11 protein-coding genes and 2 tRNA genes are annotated in these 22,898 nt (G+C 43.5%); 3 read left to right on the top strand and 10 right to left on the bottom strand.

Annotated elements, in window-relative coordinates; translation table 11 throughout:
• Positions 1 to 382 precede the first annotated feature (382 nt).
• The 7 genes from pgi to RDO37_RS05010 form a co-directional block, all read right to left on the bottom strand.
• The gene (pgi, locus tag RDO37_RS05040; protein ID WP_308498331.1) at positions 383 to 2,035 is read right to left on the bottom strand and encodes a glucose-6-phosphate isomerase; all 1,653 of its coding nucleotides are present in this window, start codon (positions 2,033 to 2,035) and stop codon (positions 383 to 385) included.
• 514 nt (positions 2,036 to 2,549) lie between these two features.
• Positions 2,550 to 3,668 carry a hypothetical protein gene (locus RDO37_RS05035; RefSeq protein ID WP_308498330.1) on the bottom strand — a complete coding sequence of 373 codons (1,119 nt, stop codon included), beginning with the start codon at positions 3,666 to 3,668 and terminating at the stop codon, positions 2,550 to 2,552.
• 96 nt (positions 3,669 to 3,764) lie between these two features.
• Positions 3,765 to 4,088, bottom strand: a complete 324-nt coding sequence (locus RDO37_RS05030) for a hypothetical protein (RefSeq protein WP_308498329.1) — start codon at positions 4,086 to 4,088, stop codon at positions 3,765 to 3,767.
• 74 nt (positions 4,089 to 4,162) lie between these two features.
• Entirely contained in the window at positions 4,163 to 4,768 is a 606-nt protein-coding gene (locus RDO37_RS05025; RefSeq protein ID WP_308498332.1) for a DUF4241 domain-containing protein, read from the bottom strand.
• 254 nt (positions 4,769 to 5,022) lie between these two features.
• On the bottom strand, positions 5,023 to 7,155 hold the full coding sequence (locus RDO37_RS05020; RefSeq protein ID WP_308498328.1) for a UvrD-helicase domain-containing protein: 2,133 nt from the start codon (positions 7,153 to 7,155) through the stop codon (positions 5,023 to 5,025).
• Between the two features lie 479 nt (positions 7,156 to 7,634).
• Entirely contained in the window at positions 7,635 to 12,272 is a 4,638-nt protein-coding gene (locus RDO37_RS05015) for a hypothetical protein (protein ID WP_308498327.1), read from the bottom strand.
• A gap of 234 nt (positions 12,273 to 12,506) precedes the next feature.
• On the bottom strand, positions 12,507 to 13,541 hold the full coding sequence (locus RDO37_RS05010) for a tRNA threonylcarbamoyladenosine dehydratase (RefSeq protein ID WP_308498326.1): 1,035 nt from the start codon (positions 13,539 to 13,541) through the stop codon (positions 12,507 to 12,509).
• A 776-nt stretch (positions 13,542 to 14,317) separates the two neighbouring features.
• Between RDO37_RS05010 and RDO37_RS05005 the strand changes: the two genes are divergently transcribed.
• Both RDO37_RS05005 and RDO37_RS05000 read left to right on the top strand, forming a co-directional pair.
• Positions 14,318 to 14,394 (top strand) — tRNA-Arg (locus RDO37_RS05005).
• Positions 14,395 to 14,412: 18 nt separating this feature from the next.
• Positions 14,413 to 14,497, top strand: a tRNA-Leu gene (locus tag RDO37_RS05000).
• Positions 14,498 to 14,890: 393 nt separating this feature from the next.
• Here the strand turns inward: RDO37_RS05000 and RDO37_RS04995 are convergent.
• The 3 genes from RDO37_RS04995 to ansB all read right to left on the bottom strand — a co-directional run bounded on the left by RDO37_RS04995 (position 14,891) and on the right by ansB (position 19,292).
• Positions 14,891 to 15,403 (bottom strand): flavodoxin, encoded by a 513-nt coding sequence (locus tag RDO37_RS04995; protein ID WP_027940172.1) that lies wholly within the window; start codon positions 15,401 to 15,403, stop codon positions 14,891 to 14,893.
• Positions 15,404 to 16,548: 1,145 nt separating this feature from the next.
• Positions 16,549 to 17,718, bottom strand: coding sequence for a hypothetical protein (locus RDO37_RS04990; protein WP_308498325.1), 1,170 nt, complete (start codon positions 17,716 to 17,718; stop codon positions 16,549 to 16,551).
• A gap of 530 nt (positions 17,719 to 18,248) precedes the next feature.
• Complete coding sequence (gene ansB, locus RDO37_RS04985; protein WP_027940170.1) at positions 18,249 to 19,292, bottom strand: L-asparaginase 2; 1,044 nt, start codon at positions 19,290 to 19,292, stop codon at positions 18,249 to 18,251.
• 1,086 nt (positions 19,293 to 20,378) lie between these two features.
• Between ansB and RDO37_RS04980 the strand changes: the two genes are divergently transcribed.
• Entirely contained in the window at positions 20,379 to 22,367 is a 1,989-nt protein-coding gene (locus RDO37_RS04980) for a methyl-accepting chemotaxis protein (protein WP_308498324.1), read from the top strand.
• Positions 22,368 to 22,898: the final 531 nt, after the last annotated feature.

Genomic DNA, 22,898 nt, shown 5'->3' with positions numbered 1-22,898 from the left:
TCGAACATAGTTGGTATGCCATAGCGGGCTGATATCGGGGTATTCACCATATAGATGAGGCAGTCTTGAGGGATGATCATAGCCCCCTCCAAGAGAGACCTTCTTGCATATGATGCAGTCTGGCTTGTTTTAGTCTATTCATGTGCATGTTTCCAAAAAACTGATAAACATGCGGTTCATAATAGTTATGCCAGTTTTATTTTAATACCCCCCAAATATCGTACAGATACAGTGCGTAAGTATACTGAGCGTATGTTGTCCGCACCAAAACAAAAAAAAGCCCAGTGTTCATCGGAGCACTGGGCTTTTTTATATGCCTAGAGCATCAAATGATTAATGTTCTAGGCTTTTGTAGTATTTGTTGTACTAAGAAGATAGCTTATTATTTGAGCTTCTTGTAAGCGTTGATAAGGCCATTGGTGGAGCTATCGTGAGAGGAGATAACCTCATCGTTCTCAAGCTCAGGGATGATCTTTAAAGCCAGCTGCTTGCCAAGCTCAACACCCCATTGATCGAATGAGAAGATGTTCCAAATAGCGCCTTGTACGAAGATCTTGTGCTCGTACATAGCGATGAGCATACCTAAGGTACGTGGAGTGATCTCTTTAACTAATAAAGAGTTGGTTGGACGGTTACCCTCAAAGACCTTAAATGGAACAATGTCTTTAACTTGCTCTAAAGTCTTGCCCTTAGCTAAGAACTCTTGCTCAACTTGCTCTTTGGTCTTACCAAAAGCTAAAGCCTCAGTCTGAGCAAAGAAGTTGGATAAGAGCTTAACGTGGTGATCACCAAGAGGGTTGTGGGTACGTGCTGGAGCGATGAAATCGCAAGGAATTACCTTAGTGCCCTGGTGAATGAGCTGGTAGAAAGCGTGCTGACCGTTAGTGCCTGGCTCACCCCAAATGATAGGACCAGTCTCATAGTCAACTGCATTGCCATCACGATCTACACTCTTACCGTTAGACTCCATGTTGCCTTGCTGGAAGTAAGCAGGGAAGCGATACATGTACTGATCGTATGGCAAGATAGCCTCAGTAGCAAAACCGTAGAAGTTGTTATACCAAATACCAATTAAGGCGAGGATAACAGGCAGGTTCTTGTCAAACTCAGCGCTTGCAAAGTGCTCGTCCATCTCAAAGCCGCCCTTTAAGAGCTGCTCGAAGTTGTCGTAGCCACAGCTTAAAGCGATGGATAAGCCAATTGCAGACCATGAGGAGTAACGACCGCCAACCCAGTCCCAGAACTCGAACATGTTGTCAGTGTCGATACCGAACTCAGATACACCCTTAGCATTAGTAGATAAGGCCACAAAGTGCTTAGCTACGTGCTTGATGTCACCTGCGCTCTTTAAGAACCAATCACGTGCAGTGTGAGCATTAGTCATGGTCTCAAGAGTGGTGAAGGTCTTAGAGGCGATTAAGAATAAGGTGGTCTCTGGATCTACTTTCTTTAAGGTCTCAGCGATTTGAGTACCGTCGATGTTAGATACAAAGTTGGTCTTTAAGTGGTTGTGATATGGAGTTAAGGCCTCTGTAATCATGCAAGGGCCAAGATCAGAACCACCGATACCGATATTTACGATGTCGGTAATAGCCTTACCTGTGTAGCCTTTCCACTCACCAGAAATAACACGCTCACAAAAGCCTTTCATCTTGGCAAGAACAGCCTGTACATCAGGCATTACGTCCTTACCATCAACTAAAACTGGCTTGCCAGAGAAGTTACGCAGAGCAGTGTGAAGTACGCTGCGATCTTCAGTGCAGTTGATCTTGTCGCCACGGAACATGGCTTCAATGTCTTCTTTAAGACCGCACTCATTAGCAAGGTTAACGAGTAAAGACATGGTCTTCTCGTCAATCAGGTTCTTGGAGTAATCAGCTACGATATCGCCATTGCCCACACTTAATGAAAACTCATCAAAGCGCTTTGAGTCAGAGGCAAACAGATCTTTTAAGGTACGACCCTTGGTCTCATTGAAGTGAGCTAAAAGGTCTTTCCAAGCCTGAGTCTTGGTAGGGTTGACGTTCTTAAGCATGACATCTCCTTGTAGTTGTTGTGATGCTTGTTAATTGTTCACTTAGATAATAATACCGCTTTTAGGGTGTAGATGACAAAAATGTGCAAGACGTTAAAACAGCAAAGTGACAAGTAAAATACGCTCATCATGAGATGCAATCTTTCTCGATAAACACGATTAAACAGCATCTTTTAGCGACTTTGGGCGTCAGTAACTGCAGGGGCTATCCATAATTATTAGTTATGACTTTAGATCACAGATCTGAAACACAGTCACAAACAGCACAAGAACGGTGCGTTTTTATAGCCTCTAAGTAGAAAAATAAGCCTTAATGTAAGTTTGTTACCCAGCTAGTGGTAATGAAAAATGTATTGTCGAGGCACGTACAACTTACAAAAGCGCAGCTTATAGACACGAAGGTTGTTGTGTTGAGCAAAGACAGTAGATTTATGCATTGCTCTTCATGAGCAGCTTGATGACAAGCTGCTTAGAGGGGTGATAGAAGGTTGAGTATTAAGGTAGGCGTATGATCTTAAGTTTGCTGATGGATCATTGAGACAATCTGGCAATCAGGGCAGAACTCAATATATAAAGTACCTTCAGCGCAATCGAACACGCTATCCCATGGAACTTGGCCAATGAGCTTCATAGTCTTGCCACATTCGGGGCATACGGTGTATTCCCAGTCTTGTACCCAGTTTACAAAACCGCCAATAGTGGCTACATCCGTCCATTGTTGACCGTAGAAGAGAGGTACGCTCTGCTTAGAGAGTACTAAATTATTATGCGACAACTCCTGATAGTCTTCTTCACTGATATAGCATTCCATAGACTCTGCTCCATCAAACAGCTTAGATGGAATTAACTCAGAAGTGCCGTCCAGGTTATAACGACTAAAGCCAGGGCCTGTATAGAAGCCCACGCAATTTGGGCAGCAAGTAGCAGTGAAGGCGCCATTAATACCTAAATATTTAAGGCGTTCATCGGTGCCATCTAAAACGAGTATATCGACAAGATGGCCACCACAATGAGGGCATTTATCTTCACGAATACGACCAATGCTGACAGGAGAAGATGAGTTATCATCTTCAGCTTTGACCATCGCATAGGCAGTATCGAAGTTGAGAACTTCTCTTGTACCATCTTTGTTAAAGGTCCAGCCACCGCATTGGGCATACGAAGATGGATCAACATACAAAGACTTTCGCCACGGCCTAGGATTAAGTTCTAAATCTAAGAGGGTCTCAAGTGCCCTATCGTCACCTTGCATGGCTAGACAGCACATCAGTTCTGATGCCTCATTAGAGCTCTCAGTTTGTTTAAGAGCATTTATAAGCATATCTCTAACATCAGCTGGAGCTTTGTAATATAAGGCTTCTTCATCATAGACTTCTTTTTGAGCAGCTAGGCGTTGCATGTTTGATGTGATTGCATCATGGCAGCCTAGTAAGTCCCAGAACATGGCATTTTCTGGATTATCGTAGTTATCGAGCTTTTCGATGTTTTGCTCTAAGTGCTCTTGTGTCTTAGCAATCTTATTCTTTGTCCAAGATAGAATTTCAGCGCGTTCTTTTTGTGTTTTGCAGCGCCAACAGAGGCCTTCATAGCCTAGTGGCGTTCCGCACTCTTCACACTTGTACTTAAGCGGCATGGCAAATCCCCATAAATAGTCATTATCACATGCATAAATATGTTGTGAGATCTTAGATGATTGTATCTGAGTATAAATAAAAGGAACTATGGGGCATTAGCTAATGTGATGTGTACTAGATTTGCGTGAGTAGATGCATGGGAGTTGTTTATCCCAGATCGCTTCAAATTCGTCTTTATCAATGAGTTCAGCTTTAAAATTTTCACCCCATTCATGGCGGTTTAGCTCTTCGACCGTCGGAATAGGGGTGATTTCTATGGCTGTGGCGTAGAGATCATCTATGTTAGTGCTAGTGCCATCTGCAAAGATATCGATAGAGCGCATGGCAAGGCGATCATTGTCTGTATTCACTTCATATAAGATGATGCATGGATCGTCAGTGCTTGCATCTGACCAATAGAGTTTAATGTATTCAATCATAGAGCTATCTCGTACCTACACGCCTCAGCCCTTAAGAAGTATGAGAACAAGTGAAAAAGCTTGGGGCAGTTGGTCTAATCAAAGCACTCTTGTATATCAAAGAATGAGATATATACAGCACAGATTTGATCTTTAGCATTGTAGCCAAAGTAGACAGGGTAGCAGCCATCGCCAAAGCCTGTAGTAAACATGGTGATGTTAAATGAGCTATGGGGTATGGTGTAGTTAAGCCAGTCGCCTAATGAGGTTTGATAGAGGGGATGAGCTTTTGCATTTTGTGCCATGAGAGCGCTAAAGTGATACTCATAAGGTTCATGATCTTGTTTCTCTGCTACGTGTTTGGTCCAATATTGTTGAAAGTCTAATTGAGCTTGTACATCGCAAAGGCAGGCTGTAGCTGTATCAACGCCAAAGCCAAAGACCTCATTTTCCAAAAGATCATCATCAAGATCGCACTCAAGATCTTCAATGCCTGTAACACCCAGCTCGTAGCGCACCGGTATCTCATCGGTGATCTCAAGTTTTACGCAAGAATAGCGATCGCCATATCTTTTGGTAGGCACTACGCACACTTTGACTTTGTATAGGCCCCTTTCAATCGTCTGCAGCAGTGCAGGTGCGTCCATAAGTGATGTCATGGGATCGCATGCGATAAGCTTTCCACTAGGACAGTTAAGCATGCCTATATCTAAATGCTTAACTTCCATAGATCCGATCTTATCTTTTCTAAACTGCTCTTCTAGATCGTAAGAGCAGTCTAGTTGGTGCTTAATCTTTTGGTATTGTTGCAGCCATTGTAAGCTTGGCATGAAAGTCCTTATGTTTCACGTGATAGCTAAAATCTGCGCCACTAGGCTCGTATTACTATGACAATAGTACAGTTATCTTAGATGGGTTTGGCAAGCTTAGCTCAGGGAAAGTATAAGATCGCTATTTAGTAGGCTTTTGGTGTAAGGCCATCTTTTTCAGCCTGAGAGCGATCTTCATCCATGAGAGCTTCCTTTGCCGCTTGCGCACGTTCGCTCTCAAGACGTTTAGCTTGCTCATCTGTCAGGGAATCTTTGAGCATGGCAATAGCACGGCCAATATCTTTAAGATTGGTAGAACTATCTTGTTCTGCGCCTTCAGATTGGTTGATGTAGCAAATGTCTTGCTCCGGCATCTCAAAGATAAAGCGCGACGGCTCTGGTTGAATCATGCCGCCACCATGTTTACGTTGACGACAACGCACTAAGGTCAATTCCTTTTGCGCTCGAGTAACGCCCACATAGGCAAGGCGTCGTTCCTCTTCAATATTGTTCTCATCAATAGAGGTACGGTGCGGCAATAGGCCTTCTTCCATACCGATGAGAAACACATAAGGAAACTCTAGTCCCTTAGAGGCGTGCAAGGTCATCATTTGTACAGCATTATCGCCATCTTCATCGGTACGCTTATCCATCATCTCGCGAAGTCCAAGGCGCTCTACTGCATCGGCAAAAGAAAGTTTGTCACCTTTTTTGCCCTCAACGAGCTCTTCAACCCAGCTCATGAGCGTCTGAACATTCTTCATCTTCCATTCAAGAGCGTTTGGCGAGTTGTCGGCTTTGAGATAGCGAACATAGCCAATGGTTTCAATGAGGTTTTGGCACACGTACAGATCATCGCGCTCATTGAGCTTGCGTCTTAGGCCCACAAGCAGACCTAAGAAGCCTGCCATAGCATCTTGCTGCGTTTTGTTGAGCATTTGCTGAAGCTCTACTGAGCATGCACAGTCATAGAGGCAGCGATTAAACTTATGTGACAGATCAGTCATGGCTTTGATGGTCTGTGCACCGATACCTCTTTGTGGAATGTTGATAACGCGCAGTAGTGCTGCATCATCACGAGGGTTAGCTAGCACGCGGCACCAGGCCATGATGTCTTTAACTTCCATACGCGCAAAGAAACCAGTATCACCAGTGATCTTGCATGGAATATGAGCACTTAAGAGTGCCTTTTCCATATCGCGTGCCTGAGAGTTTGAGCGATAGAGAATGGCATAGTGTGCCCATGAGTTTTTCTTATCAAAATGCTGGCCTAAGATCTCTGCAGCCACGTAATCACAAGCATGATCGTTGTCGTCACAGGTGACTACTTTGATCTTTTCACCCTCACTAAGACCTGAGAATAAAGTCTTTTCAAAAAGGTGAGGATTGTTAGCAATAATCGAGTTTGCGCAGCGCAAGATACGTGAGGTTGAGCGGTAGTTTTGCTCAAGCTTAATAACCTTTAACTCAGGAAAGTCTTCAGTAAGCTTTTTGATGTTTTCAGGTCGTGCACCACGCCAAGAATAGATAGACTGATCATCATCGCCCACTACAGTAAAGCGTTGCGTGCCTGCCACTAAACACATGAGCAGGTAGTACTGTGTGTGGTTAGTATCTTGATACTCGTCCACTAAGATGTAGCGAAAACGCTTTTGGTAATACTCACGAACATCTTCACGCAGCAAGAGTAGTCGTGTAGGAATAAAGATGAGATCGTCAAAATCAACGGCATTGCAGGCACGTAAATACTCGGCATACTTTCTATAGATCTCAGTAGTAATCACATCGGCATGTGGATCTTTAGCTACCGCTTTTGGGGTTTTAAGCTCACCTTTCCACATTGAGATCTTGTGGCAAATCTGGCTAATGTATTCATTAGAATTGCCATCTTTTAAATTCGGAAAGTCGTTAGAGATGATCTGCTTTATGACCTTAAAGGAATCAGCATCATCAAAGATAGAGAAGTTACGGCCAAGTTTAAGGAGCGCAGCTTGTTCTTTTAGGATAATACGTCCTAAAGAGTGGAAGGTAGAGATAGTCAGCGCTTTAGCGGTTTGTTCATCAACCTCAAGCGAGATGCGCTCACGCATTTCAGCAGCGGCCTTGTTGGTAAAGGTCACCGCTAAGATCTCAGAGGCTTGCGCCAGAGAGTTACGCAGCAGGTAGGCGATCTTGGTGATAATAACTCTGGTTTTACCAGAGCCTGCACCGGCAAGCACTAAACATGGACCTGAAGTGTAGGTTACGGCTTCACTTTGTGCTGCATTTAGTTTAATCACGCGACCGCTCCATTTACCAAATAAGTCTGCCTAAGGTAGTAAAACTAAGATCTTAGCTCTAGCTGTAGATAGCCACATACCAAGGCAAGGTTATGATCTTAAAATTAGGCCTACAAAAAATATCATTGAACCAAAAACTTAAGGCGCCATTGTATCAACTTAATGGCGTGCTCCTCTTTAAAGTAAAAAACAAGTCTTAACACTTACTGTTTATGAGCTTTACAGCCCATGGCCTGATGCGCTTTTGCGATTTAATGTGTTTGATAAAGCGCTATCAGGCTTTAAATCATTTGATAAAGTGCCTTCAGGCTGTAAGTCGTTTGATAAAGCGCTATCAGGTTTTAATGTGTTTGATAGAGTACCGTCAAGCTTTAAGTGTTGCCGAGATTGGAGCTTGTTAGTTGCTATAAAGCACAAAGGCATTGCTATGCAATGCCTTTGGAAGATGGTTTCGTGCTTTGGACTATTTTAGTTTTCTGCTAGCCTGAAATAGTCGAAAACACATGGGTACGGCAAGAGCTATCTAAAGTAGTGAAGACGATTTCGTTTTCATTACCTTGCGTCATCTCGATAGTCTGCAAGGAGTTACCCTCAAAGATGCTTCTTTGCTCTTGTGAGCACCAGACCATGATTGAAGTATTAAACTCGACAGAGAGCTGAGCTAAGCGAGGGGAAAGCTTAGCGCACAGATCGTTGTCATAAGCAAAAGTATCCACCATGAGTACTGGATTATTTAAACCATTGAAGCTAGCTGCCTGCAAACCATGATTTAAAGCTGCATCCATGATGTCTGCGTTTAAATCTAAAGGCATTTCTAAGAAACGCGCACGATAGTAATGGCTATTCTTATCAAAGCTATTTGGAGTAAAGCTAAGTAAAGAGCAGAGCATTTGCCATTGCATCTTGCTACCTGCATAGAGAATAGAACGGTTCTTATTCTCAATGAGGCTTGCCATAACTAAGCGTGAGAGCGCTGCAGCAGGGCTGCTTAAGGTGTACATCATGGCCGAAAGCTCGAGTTTAGCCAAAGACTGTAAGGACAGTACTAAACCTTGTACGCCTTCTGCATGTACTGCCTCTTGCAAGGTAACCTCAGAGATCTCCCTTAACTTATTGAGCCTATCTTGCAGCGCATTGCGATCAGCTACTAAAGCTTGGTGGATACTCTTGTATGGGTTATGCAAGGTTAATGGATGGGCATTGAGGTTAAAGGCACTCATGCCTGCCTGTAGCGCCTCTGAGGCATCTTTCCACTGCTTTTCTTGCTGTGGCATGCAGATATAGAAAGTGGTTTGCGATCTAGAGCCTAACTTGCCGGAGCTAAAGAGCTGCTGTAAGTGCTCAAGCACATGAATAGCGTTAAGCGGAGTTCCAATAGCTAAAGCTTGCTGGCCTAAGCTTAGTAATGACAGTGCATCGAGCTCGCCTGCACAGATAAAGATAGCGTTAGCTTCAGTATCATCTAACACCTGCAGGTTAAAGCCAGTAGACTTGCCAATATAGTGGTGAACAGGATCATCTGCACCAGGGCCTGCTTTAGTTGGCAGGCTTTGAATGTTATAGGCTACATAGCTATCAGCTGACAGAGGGATAATCAGTGCTGGATAGCTTCTTGAGCCTGCTGGTCTTAAAGGATTGTATGTGCCATAGGCATGGTTTTCGGTCTTAAAGTAAGCGTCATAGCCCAAGTTAAAACCGTCAATCACATCTAAAGAGAGACCACTTTGTACTAAGTACAGACACTGACCAATACCACTGCGGCAGCGCAGTAAGTAGTTGTTCAAGTTGATAGCAGGATTCTTCTGCAGCGGCTCATAATTGTTTTGACCTTCACTGTTATAAGAGGAGGTAAGATCTCCTTGTGAGGCTGCAAAATCCATGAACTCGCGTTCGTTCAGATCCTTATCCTCAGCACTCATGCCATGGTCTTGTTGAGCGCTTAATTTGTCTGCAGCTTGAGTAAGTTTGCTAAAGGCATCTACAGCGCCATTTTCAAGGCCCCATAGTTTAGTAGAGTTACTTAAATCACCCTTAGGATCACTATGCTTAAGATTAGCTCGAGCTGCTTCTTTGGCTTTAGACGCGGCCTGAGCAATGGTGTCAGTTTGTGGCTTTAAGATGTCTTCATCACGGATTGTAAACTCAGGACCAGATGAGACAGGGGTTGCCAGTGGGTTAAAGTTAAGTTTTCTGATGCCTTCTTCTTTGGATTCTTTCTTATTGCCTGCAGTATGATCCACGGCTCCTAAGAAATCATCGTCATCATCAAGATCAGTAAGCTCGTGTAGTTTCTTAATATCGTCAAGGCTTTCTAATGGACTATCAGAGGAAAGCTCTGGTAGCTCCATGTCAATGCTTTCACTATCTGGCTGTGATGGAGCTAAGTCCTCAAGCGGATTGACCTCCATAAACTCAGTCTTCTGCTTAGGCTTAAAGCTATCATCATCGGCAAAGAAAGTTGGCTTGTCTTTGCTCTTATTGCTCTCAGGGAGGGTTTTATCAGTAAGCCAAGGATCAACAAAGCCTGAGATATCGACAGTAGTAGAGCCAAGTGCTTTAACTGACTCGGAAGTTTTGTCGCTATCGACTTTAGTCTTGCCTGAAAGTACTGCAGCACCAGTATGATCGCCAAGTACAGTCTTATCTTTAGTGCTAGCACCAAATAAAGTGCCGCTCTTAGCCTGGTTTTCTGTAAGAGCGATTTCAGATGCAAGGGAGCTTACAGCCTTAGAAATAGCCTCGGCACTTGCCTCAGTAACATCACTTCCGGCCTTAGCTAGAGCAGTAGCACTAACTACCCTATTTAAAGCAGCAGAACCGTTACCTTCGATATGGGAATGACCTGCCTGAGCAAAAGCCGATGCCACTGCATCACCTGCGCTAGAGCCTACACCAATAGCTGCAGAGCGATTTGATGCAGCCTGTGATGGAGACATCGGACGACCGCTAGTACTAGTAAATGAGAAGTTAAAAGAGGTGCCCTTGCCTGAAAGCTCAGAGGCACGAGACTGTGCTTGATTGAACTTAGAGTAAGGATCATCGATTACCTTATTGCCTAAAGTAAGTACAGTAGCCTTATTGGAGAGGTTGTTGTTCTGACTAAAGGCAGCCGCTCTGTTGCCAGAAATAGCAGTGTTGTAGTTTGCCTTAGCAAAGTTCTCAGGTCCTGAGGCAACTGCTGCAGTGCCGCGAGAGATCATGGTGGATACTTCAGGCTCCTTGTCATGACGTTGATTCATGGCAGAAGATTGTCCTGAAATCTTAGTATGATTCTCATTTGTCTTGTTTAAAGCGGCAAAAGCCTTGGCATATGGATTGGTATTCGCTCCTGCTGATGCGTTTTGCTGAGCTGCATTGAGCAGCGACTTTTGTACTATGGCACTAATTGGAGTGGCGTTTGAAGGATTATTGATGTGCTCATCAGAAGATAGACCATTGATAATGGTAGATGGCGCAGTTGGATTTAATAATCTCATCTCACGTGGATTATTACCCTCAATGCCTGCAGTGTAGATTGGGTTCTCTTCTTTGATGTAAGTGGCCACACTCTCTTGTGAAGATTCAGGGGCAACATCATTTTGCATAGCATTGTTGATTGGTACACCAGGAGTTACAAAAGGAGAAGCTTCACTAGACAAGCTAGATAAAGGAGCTCCCATATCGCGCTCATTAATCCCCTTAACTGCGCGGGCGCTGTTATCCATACCATAGATCATGGTATGAGTTTCACGCTCTAGTGCTTCTTGAGCAACGTTTTGCTCAGAGCTTTCACCCCAGATCTCACGTGAGCGACGCTCAACCTCTTCTTTATCAATACTAATTGGTCGATCTTTGGTCAGATGCTCATAGCGATTTTCTGGATCGCGATCGGAGTGCACACCAGGAGAGAGGTATTGCGGAGCTTCTGATTTGCCACGATTGCCAGCAAAGAGACGAGCATTATCTGCATAAGGATCTTGATTTGAATTTACTGGAGCTTCAAAAGATGGCTTGGCAAAAGGATCAAAGTCACTTTGCGCAGTAGCGTCAGAACGCATTGGTTGTATGTGTCCGGTGTTGCCATGTGCAGACACATTGCGACCTGCTACAGGAGCAAATGCATTACTCTCATCGATATAGTTATGAGCTTGAGATGCTGAGTCAAAGACATTATTGCTCATGTTCTGATTAGAACGAGCAGCTCCATTAAAGCCGCGATTAGACTGGCTTACTGCCCAAGTTGCAGGAGATGCATACTCATTGGCAAAGCGCTGATCTTGGGTAGGCTTAAATGCACCACGGGGCTGATTTTGTTTAAAGTAGTTTTGCTGCATGCTTTCATAAACATGCTCAGGTGACTCGTAGTAATCAGACTCAGAGAAAACACCATCTTGTGCGCCATTGTTGCCATTAAATCCATTGTTATCGGGATCTAAAGCACTAAAAGAGCCTAAGGTTGAAGGTCTTACAGACTCTTGAGGGGCACTAAAGCGTGATGGGACCGCGCTCATGGCTGCTTGTTCAGCAGTGACTTGCTCTATTTGACCGCGACCTTGTCCATAAGCTTGCTGGCTACGACGAGTTGGGGATAAATCATTGAGGCTATAGTTGCCCTGATCTAAATTGCTTTGGCCTCTTAGATCAGAGTTAGAGTTGCCGCCATTGATCGCTGGGAAAAAGTCATCTGGACTTTGTATCTGTGATTGGAATTGATCTTGAGCAGGCGCAGTATTTCTATGGCCGTGAGAGGTAGTACTACCATTGAACTTACTCTCATCGAAAGTTTCAAAGTTTGAAGTATCGATTGGAGTATTGTCGATAGGATCAAAGCCGCTTAATGGAGCTAAGGTGATATCGCTAAGGTTATCTTGTCCACGCAGCGGAGGTAAACCTTGATTATGGGTGCTAGAGATCATGCCATCACCCTGAGGGCTAGGCGCATTAAAATCAGTTACAGCAATACCAGTAGGTCCAGATGGGCCATCATGGAAATTAGTTACCATGAGATTATGCATGCCGAAGTTGCCTGTCATGGCTGAGTTGATCTCATCCATATCGTCAATGGCAGGAGCCGGGGCTTTGTGACCTTTGTTGCTATGCCCTTTGGCATTGTTATGATCTTTTGGTCCGCTATACATTTTTCAACCTTACATTAGCACCCGACAATGAGTACAGAGTGTGTTTACCAAAGTTCAGAGCATTAAAGACAACTCATGGTTGTCAAAAAGCCTATAGCAATGGCTTTGCACTCATGAAAGTTTGTGGCAACTAAAGAACCGTAACTAAGTTTTTAGTCTAACTAGCTGCTCGCATTTAATGGCTAGTTTTAAATGCGCTCAATGGTTAAGAGCCGCATTTTTAGCAAGCGTATCTTACACACGAGCTCCAACTATCCATCTTATTATAATAGAAGCAATCAATAAACCTGCGGTAGCAGTTACTGTTACAGAAGCACCGAATTTAGGCAATTCTGGTGGGTCGATGAGGCCAAATGATTCTGGAGAGGCATCAAAACCTAAACGATCTTGAGAACGCATTGGTTTTTCATCAGAGAATGAGCACAGAATGTTAAAACGCTCATCTGGTGTCTTACCTGACTTTTTAGACTTACGTGAGTTTTCCCCGTTAGAGTTATCGTCTACACCCTTTGGATAGTCATAGTGTCTGCGCAACTCAGTTCTTAAGCGCTTGATAAGCTGATCGCCACGAGCCTCTGTGATATCTGCAGTACGTACGCGTGATGGATCAATACGACCACCAGCACCGCCAGAGGTCACCAGCGGGATTTGCAGGCGGTGAATGTAGTCTACCACTGCAGCTTTAGCAAATAGGTCATCGATAGCCTCGGCTACAAAGATGTTGCCTGGAATATGTGGATTTGGACCGCGTTTAGCGTACTCTGCTCCACCATAGCATTGCTTAAGCTTTTGCGCGGCGAGATCGTTTGGATCAAGCAGCTTGTTAAGTGCTGTGGTGTCAGAGCCTTCAAGTACAGACTCGTCTAATCTTAAAGCTCTGGCCATAATGCTTTTGACATTGTTACGACTGATGAGCTCACCAATAGTGTCGAGCTTTAGATAAGGATTGATATCTTTAAGACGCGCACCTAAAGTTTCGGACTTTTGCTTGCCGATAGTAGAGCTTAAAGTGTGGAGCTGTCTATTGGAGTTACTAAGCTCGATATTGTCAAAATCGATGAGGCTAATGGAGCCAACGCCTGTACGAGTAAGTGATTCAGCAATCCAAGAACCAACACCGCCATTGCCAATCACTACGGTATGGGCATTCTGTAGTCGCAAGAAGCCCTCATAGCCATACAGAGCGCAAACGCCTTTGAAGCGCTCTAACTGTTCCTTTTGAACAGCCTCTGGCAATTGAAGAAAGCTAAATGGGAGATTCTGTGACATGTTAGCGGCCTTAATTAGGTAGTTGGTTAATGTTTAGGCAGTACCACAAGTGTACTCTGTTGCCAAATTAAGATGCTCGATCCGTATGTTTAGGAACATATTGTATGCAAGAAATCTTAGCTAGAGTAGTGGCTAATGAGATCCCTCGTCTCTTTTATCTTCAACAAAGAGGCAAACGGATGCATCGAACTCTTATAGCTTTAATGAAGAGTCAAACGGGAGCACCGAACTCTTATAGCTTTAATGAAGAGTTAAACGGGAGCACCGAACTCTTATAGCTTTAACGAAGAGTTAAACGGGAGCACCGAACTCTTATAGCTTTAACGAAGAGTCAAACGGGAGCACCGAACTCTTATAGCTTAATGAAGAGTCAAACGGGAGCACCGAACTTTTATAGCTTTAATGAAGAGTCAAACGGGCGCATACTATCGTTTTAGATAGGAGTTAGCGCACGCGGTACTGTACAGTAATCAATATTTGTGAGGATTCTCACACATTCCTAGATTTTCGCATAAGAACCGCCATTCCTATCAAGCCTTGCGCTTTCTTATCATATCTAGACATTTTCAAATAGCTTCCTTAAGAAAAGCGCAAAAGTACCATGCATACTAAACTAAGTTAGCTAAGTGGTGTCTTTGATAATCCTATTTATAACAAGGCGCTGCACCGATTATGGTGGCTATGCAATATCTTGAAAAATTTTGAGGGCCGAATATTGCAATTTAAAAAGGGCTTGCTATAATGCACATCACTTGATTCACCACGGTGATGAAAATGACCCCGTAGCTCAGTTGGATAGAGTATCAGTTTCCGAAGCTGGTGGTCATGAGTTCGATTCTCATCGGGGTCGCCAATCAAGATCTTACTGGATGCGAAAGTGGCGGAATTGGTAGACGCGCTAGCTTCAGGTGTTAGTACCGCGAGGTGTGAGGGTTCGAGTCCCTCCTTTCGCACCATCTCAGTAAACGAAAAGAAAGTCATCAATCGATGACTTTTTTTGTCTCTGTATGTTGTATCTATGCAACAGCCATAAATCCTACAAATAACACATTTAGTTCGTTATTCAAGAGCTAATCACCCAGCACGAGCAGTGCCAATCAATCCTGCCTCATCAAGTTATTCAGTTCAGATTTAGTAAAGAACCTTGCATTTAATATCCGTCTAGACCTGCATACTGCACATAACACAGAGCTCAGCGTACTTATGACTAGGCTAAAACGTGAAAGATTAATGCTGCAGGTGATCTTTAGGCATGAAAAAAGGGAACTTGCCGTCAGTATCTTTGATAGCAATGTTCCCTTCTTAAAAACAGCATAGTGGCCAATCGGCCTAGCTGCTAAGAGTATTTATTAATCGAGATTGAAGGATGGGCGGATAAGCTCACACCACTTCTTGATACGCTCGTCGGTCAGCTCTGGCTGATTGTCTTCATCAAGAGCTAAGCCTACGAAGTTATCGTGGTTATAAAGAGGGAGTGGGCTTGTAAAATCATAGCCCTGAGTTGGCCAGAAGCCTACGAACTTAGCGTTACGGAACTGGAAAGTCTCGTAGAGCATACCCATGCCGTCGAGGAAAGTGTCAGGATAGCCGATCTGATCGCCGGTACCAAATAAAGCTACGATCTTACCGTCGAACTTCATATCCTCGAGCTTTGGCATGAAAGCATCCCAATCTTCCTGGAGTTCACCAACACTCCAAGTAGAAGTGCCGATGATGAGGTAGTCGTACTCACCCATCATTTCGCCGTCGGTGTTGATGTTGTGCAGATCAACATATTCCTCACCGAGTTCCTGAGCAATACGCTTGGCGATGTTACCGGTGGTGCCGGTATAGGTGCCGTAGAATAAGCCGATTTTTTTCATGCCTACTAGCCTTTAAAACATGACTGTCAGTCCCGGAGTGGATCTTATAGGTTCATACCATGCCACGTCCGTGGGTGCTGATAAAGTTTCAGCTGACAGGAGTATACAGACAAATTGTTTGCGTCACTTACAGCAATGTGGCGTATAAAAGTACACATAGTGGTAAGGCAGCGACTGATAAGAGATTGCTGTGGTCTTGTATCTGAGGCCGTGCATTGCAGTTTCCAGGGGGCAAACTATTGCTTGCTTGAATGCTGGAGAACATACACTCTGTTCTTGTTATGTTCAGTTCTGTCTAAACACAAAAGTAAGTGAACAATCAGACGTTTAGTACTTGAGCAAGTTTTAATAACTTATGACTCAGTGCAATCAAATGTCTGATTGAGGGACATGCGTCCAAGTGGCAGCATGCAGGACAAATCAAGCGTTGTAACAACAACTTGTAGCATCAAAGACAACGTGTGTCTTAAAGTCGCTTTGCCTGTTAGCTCTTAATAGCTAACCATCGCTGCCTGCAAGTTTTCTGCTAATAGCTGTCACCTTGCCTAAAAGCCCTTCGTGACTGACGAGGCAGAAAACCAGCTTGTAAACTGATTGTTGATGCCGCTATATGCATCATGAGCAACTTAAGCCCATTAAGCTAAGACATCTCACATAAAGTGCCTAAAACCATCTTTTAGGACGGTGTATTATAGCGTGTACATCTTGTTTATGGCCATTTTATGACTCAATCATATGTACTTTTGTGTAAATATGACTGTGGTTCAATGACTGATACGCGCTTTTTGACCAATTACATGTGATAACGTCAATTGTACGAGAAATACTGAGCTTAGCTGATTGTTGCAAATGATTATCACAAAGCGCTTTTTTCTTTACAAAATCAACACACAAAGTTGCATGGAAATTGTTTGAAAAGGCGCTTTAACAGCATCGTCACACCATCATGTAAGTTAAATATTTCCCGATACAAAGGCACATAGCAACGTTCAATTGAAGAGTAAATGGCTTACTAGAGTCAATGATAAAAGTACACTAAGAACTTTTTACATTGTTATAAGACAAAAAATACAGACACAAGGCCTATATTCTAGGCCTTAGTTGTAACATTTCTTGCTTAGATTTCTAGTAGCTATCTAGTATGGTTACTTAGCGTTAGCTGCGCTAACGATAGCAACAGCGGTAGTTGCGATGTCGTTTAAGAATGGACCTTGTGCAAAAGGACCTACGTGAACAATTTCACGCATGAGCGCAACATCTTCTTCCAAAGAGCCACCCTCAAACTTAACTGGCAGTACTAAGTCAAGCTGCTGAATGTACAGAGCATCCTTTAAAGAAGCCTCTGGCATCTTAGTACGTGCGCGGTAGATAGCTAATGCAATCTCGTAGACTTCCTTGCTGCTAATACCATAGTGGCGGTTATCAAAAGCCTCAAGAGCAGCACGACGAGGGAGAGCTAATACCTTCACCATCTCACGACCGAGCTGAACGTTCTTAAAGTCTGACTTAATGAGGAGATTTAAAGAGCATAACTTCTCAGCCCAAGCCTCACTCATAACAAGCAGAATAACGTCAGTATCAGTACCGTAGATCTGATATTCCTTTCTAAGCTCTAATGGACCAGTGATGGTAGCGTGAGGAGCTGTCTGTACAAACTCATCGACATACTCACCAACATGGAAGTAAGGCTCGATGATATCTTTAGCCATGTTGTGCTTAGCGTGCAGCTCATTGATGGTCATACGGCTTAAACCACCCTTGCCATCAGAGTAGTCCTCAGGAGAGCGTAAGTCTTCATCATCGTACTGACCACGTAAAGCATTGGCAAGTAAGGATGCGTCAGCAACTTTTGGAGTCTTGGTGTAGCAAGGAAGCACTACGCCGTAAAGCTCACAGATAATGCCATCACGCATGTTGATGAATGGATCCTTGTGGCGAGTACCCCACATACATGCAGCAACTACGTGAGAGTAGTAGCAGCTACCGTAAACACGAACATCTGACAGGCGCATCATGACGTGTGAGCTTGGGCTGATGAGTAAGTAACAGTCGATCTCGCCAGTCTCATCGATGTGTAACTGCAAAGCACGCTTTGGCAGGTAACCCTCTTGTACCCAGCGCTCAGCTAATGCAGGACGAGCAGCTAAGATATCGAAGCGGCCATCTTCACTTACGTAGAAGGCAAACTCTTCACCACGGTCGCGATCTACAGCAATCTTGATTCCGTCAGGTAAGACCTCGCCAATTGGCAGAATGCTCGGTGAGGTGTCATCCATATCGATAACAAACAAACTCTCGTTGACGAATCCAGACATTGATAGCTCCTAAGGCTGATGGCCCTTGTTTATCGGCATGCATCGAAGCGATACAAGCCTATTCAAATAGTAAAAAGGTTATATTTAGCATACCCTAGCAAATGTGATATGCATTGAAAATCTTTGTCACGCGGAAAGACTATCACCTAAGCAAAAGCAAAAGGATCTGTCATGATCCTAAAGAAAGCCTAATTTCACGGCATTTTGGCCATCTACTGATCTTAGTAATCCTCTTCTACATGGCTAGATATTCTCATGTGTATCAGCATTGTTATGTATTTCAAATGCTTAGCGCTAGCCTCGTAGTTTAAGAGCCATCTGACTGAAATTTCTTGTTTACACCATGCTTGTGGCGTAGCAGTCTATCTGCAGTTGCATCAGCAGTTACCTTTACATTTGGCGATGGCTACGATCTTGATTGGCGGGCATGAAAAAGGCCCAGCTGGCGGGCTGAGCCTGAATGGAGAAAGCTAAATTGGTTAAGCTGCATTAGTTAGAACTAGTTGTTATTGACTAATGCCTCTTATTAATTAGTACTTGTCAAAGTATTCTTGGATCTTTGCTGGATCCTTGGTCTTAGTTAAGGCAAGCTGCAGTAATACGCGGGCCTTTTGAGGGTTTAAGAACTGACCAGCAACAAAGCCGTACTTCTTATCGTCGATCTCGGCGTCCTTGGTAGCTGAGCCTGTTGGAACACGGCTAGAGCGAACTACTGCTACACCGTCTTTAGCAGCCTTCTCAAGTAATGGGAAGAGGTTCTTATGGATGTTGCCATTACCAACACCGGCAGTAACAATACCCTCATAACCTGCATCTAATAAAGCCTTGAGTGGCTCTGCTGGTACGTTGGAGTAGTTGTAGACAATGCCAACCTTAGGCAGTTTGTCGAGCTTGCTAACATCAAATGGAGTGTCCTTGGTATGAGGAGTGTCTGGGGTGTTAGCAAAGTGAACTTTGGAGTTGAAGATGTAGCCCATGGTGCCAAAGTTTGCACCTTGGAATGTTTCAACAGAGGTAGTGTTGGTCTTAATTACGTCGCGAGCAGAAATGATCTTGTCATCCATGGCAACCATGGCACCGCGCCCGCCTGCCTCTTTAGTGGAGGCAACTACTACTGCGTTGTATAGATTCTTAGGACCATCAGCTGATAGACCAGTAGATGGCAACATTGCGCCTACAAAAACGATAGGCTTTTCGCACTTGGCAGTTAGATTAACAAAATAAGCAGTTTCTTCCATGGTATCGGTGCCGTGTGTTACCACGAAGCCGTCTACCTTGTTGCAGTCTTGGTTAATGGTCTTAACTAAGGTTAACCAGACATCATCGGTCATGTCTTGAGAGCCGATCTGAACTACTTGTTTAGGGATTACATTAGCGATTTCTGCAAGCTGTGGCACTGCAGCTACGAGATGGTTTACAGAAACCTTACCAGCAGTGTAAGCAGTGTCAGTAGCAGACTGACCTGCACCGGCAATGGTACCGCCAGTGGCTAAAACTTCAACATTTGGTAATGCCATAGCGGCGCTGCTGCTTGCGACAAATAAGGCTGCTGCTAAAAGAGTACGCTTGATCATGCAAAAAGCTCCTAGAAAATTCCCGTAATAACAGTGAACTAAGAGAAAAAACACGCCACACAACAAGTCTTGAGAGTGGTCAGTTGTGCTAGCAAATGCTGCTATCGAATCTAAAAATCAATCTTTTCTTGAGCGATAACGTTTGTAAGATGCCCATGACTAGCATTCAAAGAAGCAATCTAAGTGAAACTAATGATTGTAGAGAGCTTCTTTTTCATTCACTGCACCGATGTTGGAAACAATAGCCCAAAATCGCCCTAAAAATGCGCAAACTGATTTTAAATTTAACAAAATGGGATGTGGATTTTACTCTTGAGTTTTTGGTGATGACAAAGCTTAATTACTGGTATAGCAGCGTATTGGTTATGTGTAATGATAATGAAATGGCTATTTTTTGAGGATTATTCTTTCTAGTACCACGTTGACTTTTAGAACTTAAGAGTTTAATTGGCGAACAGATAGAACAACGCTATGCAACTATTTGCAGTAAATCTGCAATCTATTTGCACTTTTTATGAGCAAAGTATGACTCAAAATGAGGCCTGCATCATAGATACTGATAAGTTTAATTAGTTAATGCTACATAGGATCACAAAACCATCTTTTAGTAGTGTTGCTGATGTTACTTAAGCCTATAATTCCATTTTCTTTGACACAGTTTAATACACTTCATTGTCTTGCATGCTTAATATTAATGCTCCCAACTCACTGAAACATTTACTAACTGTGCTCATAATCAAATCAAGTACCTTTACCGTTTCCTTATTCTTTAGCACAGAAATTTTGCTATGCGCTAGATTGTATTTTTACTAAGGATTATGGAAGGAATTTACTCACGCAAACTTAGGCGTGTGGATACTTTACTAGTTTGCCAAACTCTTCTAAGACTCGTAGCTATTGAGAGATCAAGCTTATTTAAGCTGATATCTATAAGTCTCTTACACTTGTGTACGTCGAGATAGAAGACTTCCCTAGACTGCTCTAAACCTCACCTTAACAGTGTAGGCTTAGCTTCATGAGTGCCATTATGTAGTTGATTGCGTCTAGGCAGTGTTTTGGCGCTGCTTGCAAACATCAGGAGCTATCATGGTCAGAAATTCTCTGGTCCGACGCATTGCTATTTCTAGCATCCTGTCTAGCCTAGTGGCTATCATTGCCATTACATTTGTGTTCTATCAGATCTCAGTATCACTGATTCGTCAGGAGATTCTGCGTGAACAGCTTCCGGCTAAAGTTGAACTCATTGCCAAGAACATTCACTCTGAGATTGACCCATTCATACAGCTGTCACGTTCTATGGCGTTGTCTAGACATACCATCAATTGGATGAAGAGTAATCATGATCCAGCATTTTGGGATGATTACCGCGAGGAAGTTAACTCTATTAAAAAAGAGTTCAGCCTGTACTCTACTTTCTTAGCCACTTTCACAAAAGGTATTTATATCTACAACGGTGAGGATTTAGGTCCACTGCAGTTTAATGGTCGTGATGCCTGGCTCAATGAAACCATTGAAAGCAGTGATACTTATGTGGTTAATACTGATATTGACGATGTAACTGGCGATCTTGCCTTATATATCAACTACAAGGTATTTGACGATAATCGTAAGGTTATCGGTATAACCGGTGCTGGTGCCAACATTAGCGATCTTATTACTATGATCGGTAATCAGAAGTTTGGTGATACTGGCCACTTTATTTGTGCGGCTGATGACGGTACTGTGCAGTTACATGCTAATCCTAAGCTCATCTTAGAGGCTAAGACCGACGACATCATGCCGGGCTTACACGCTGTGGTACAAAATATCATCAACAAAGGGCTGCCATACGATACCTATACTGCCAAAGATGGCACTGAATATGTGGTCTTAGCTCTTAAAGACAAAGAGTTAGGATGGACCATCATTGGACTTATCACTCGTGATGAAGTTACAGCTCCTCTTACCCAGGTGCTTAAAGCATCTGCATTAATTGGAATTCTGACAATTATCTTAATTTTTGTCTTTAACTTCTTCATTTTCCGTATGCTCCACGGTCGTCTTGCCTTACTTACCTACAACATTAAGGCATTTGCTGACTTCTTTGATCGCAAGACTAAGGTTCCTGCATTCAAACGTGCAGATAATAAGGATGAGATTGCCGAGACTATCGATATCCTGTGCGATATGGGCGAGAGGATCGAAGAGGGTGTTGTTGATAACATCAAGTCTATAAATGCAGTGCAAGAAACCATTAATGATGTGGGTGCTGGTAATCTTAATACTCGTATTCGCTATGAGCCGAAGGATGATTACGTAGCTAATTTAACACACTCACTTAATGACACTATTGCTGGTGTTTATGGTCTGCTCTCTCAAGTCACCGACCTTATCCACAGCTTTGAGAACAATGATTTCCGTGGTCGTATCGATAACGAACAGGCTCAGGGCATGTACAAGGAGCTCATTGACGGTATCAACGGTTTAGGTGATGCCATGAGTTCTGTATTAGCAGCAGATAGAGCTTTATCTGACTCACTGCGCGAGAAGTCACAACAGCAGACTAGCTCTGTTGGTGCTATTGCTAAGTCAATTGATGAGCAGCTGCGCCTTATCGACAATACACTTAATGCAACACGAACCATTACTGCTTCTAACGAAGAGGTTGGTATTCGCACTAAGGAAATTGAAGATAACGCAGCTAAGATTCAAAATGTGGTTGCCTCAATTCGAGACGTAGCCGATCAGACTAACCTTCTTGCTTTAAATGCTGCTATTGAGGCTGCTCGTGCAGGTGCTCATGGTCGTGGCTTTGCTGTGGTTGCTGATGAAGTTCGTGCTTTAGCAGGTGTAACACAGAACAGCTTGAACGATATCATTCAGATCTCTAGCAAACTCATCGAGAACATCAATACTCTTAAGAGCTCTGTTCAATCACAATCTCAGTCTATTTCCCTGATTGAGTCTTCATCAGATGATCTGCGTGCAAATAGCCAGAACAACTCTGCCTTAATTGCAGATACAGAGAACATTACTCGCGAGTTAGATATGATTGCCGAGCGTATCAGCCAGGAAATTGCTCACAAGCAGTTCTAGTGCAAAAGGCAAATTGCCAATTTGATGCTATGCCAAACCAAAGAATGGCTGCAGCCCCATCCAAGCTAACGCTAAGCGAATGTAGCAGCTCGGCTTAGTTAAAGCTAAGGCTAATGTAACAGCTCGGCTAAGTTAAGGCTCTAGCATCACTCTCAAAGAGGGTCACTTCCTAAAGGTTGTGGCCCTTTTTTATGTCAGAAAAACATAGCTCATCCACTTACTACCACTGAAGATCAAGGGATAGTTCTTGCCTGCAGAGCTAAAGAGAAAGGTAAAGGCGACCCCATTAAAGTAAGAAGCGCTAGCATGGCCATGGCATGTTGTTACAAGTGGTGAATAGATATGGCTTGGTGCTGGTGGGGGCGGTTTTTGAGATTAAAGGTTGAGACCTTATGCAGGCAAGTTCACTTGTCGCAACTTGAGGAGATCCATTTGAATTAATTTTCGGTTATGCCGCGAGATGGCCAGTCTTTATAAGTTTCATATAGAGTATAGGACAGAAATTGCCACCACGATGGCCCCATGGCTTTC

The organism is uncultured Anaerobiospirillum sp. (assembly GCF_902485895.1).
Taxonomy (GTDB): Bacteria; Pseudomonadota; Gammaproteobacteria; order Enterobacterales; family Succinivibrionaceae; genus Anaerobiospirillum; species Anaerobiospirillum succiniciproducens.
This window is presented reverse-complemented; position numbering and strand designations above follow the sequence as displayed.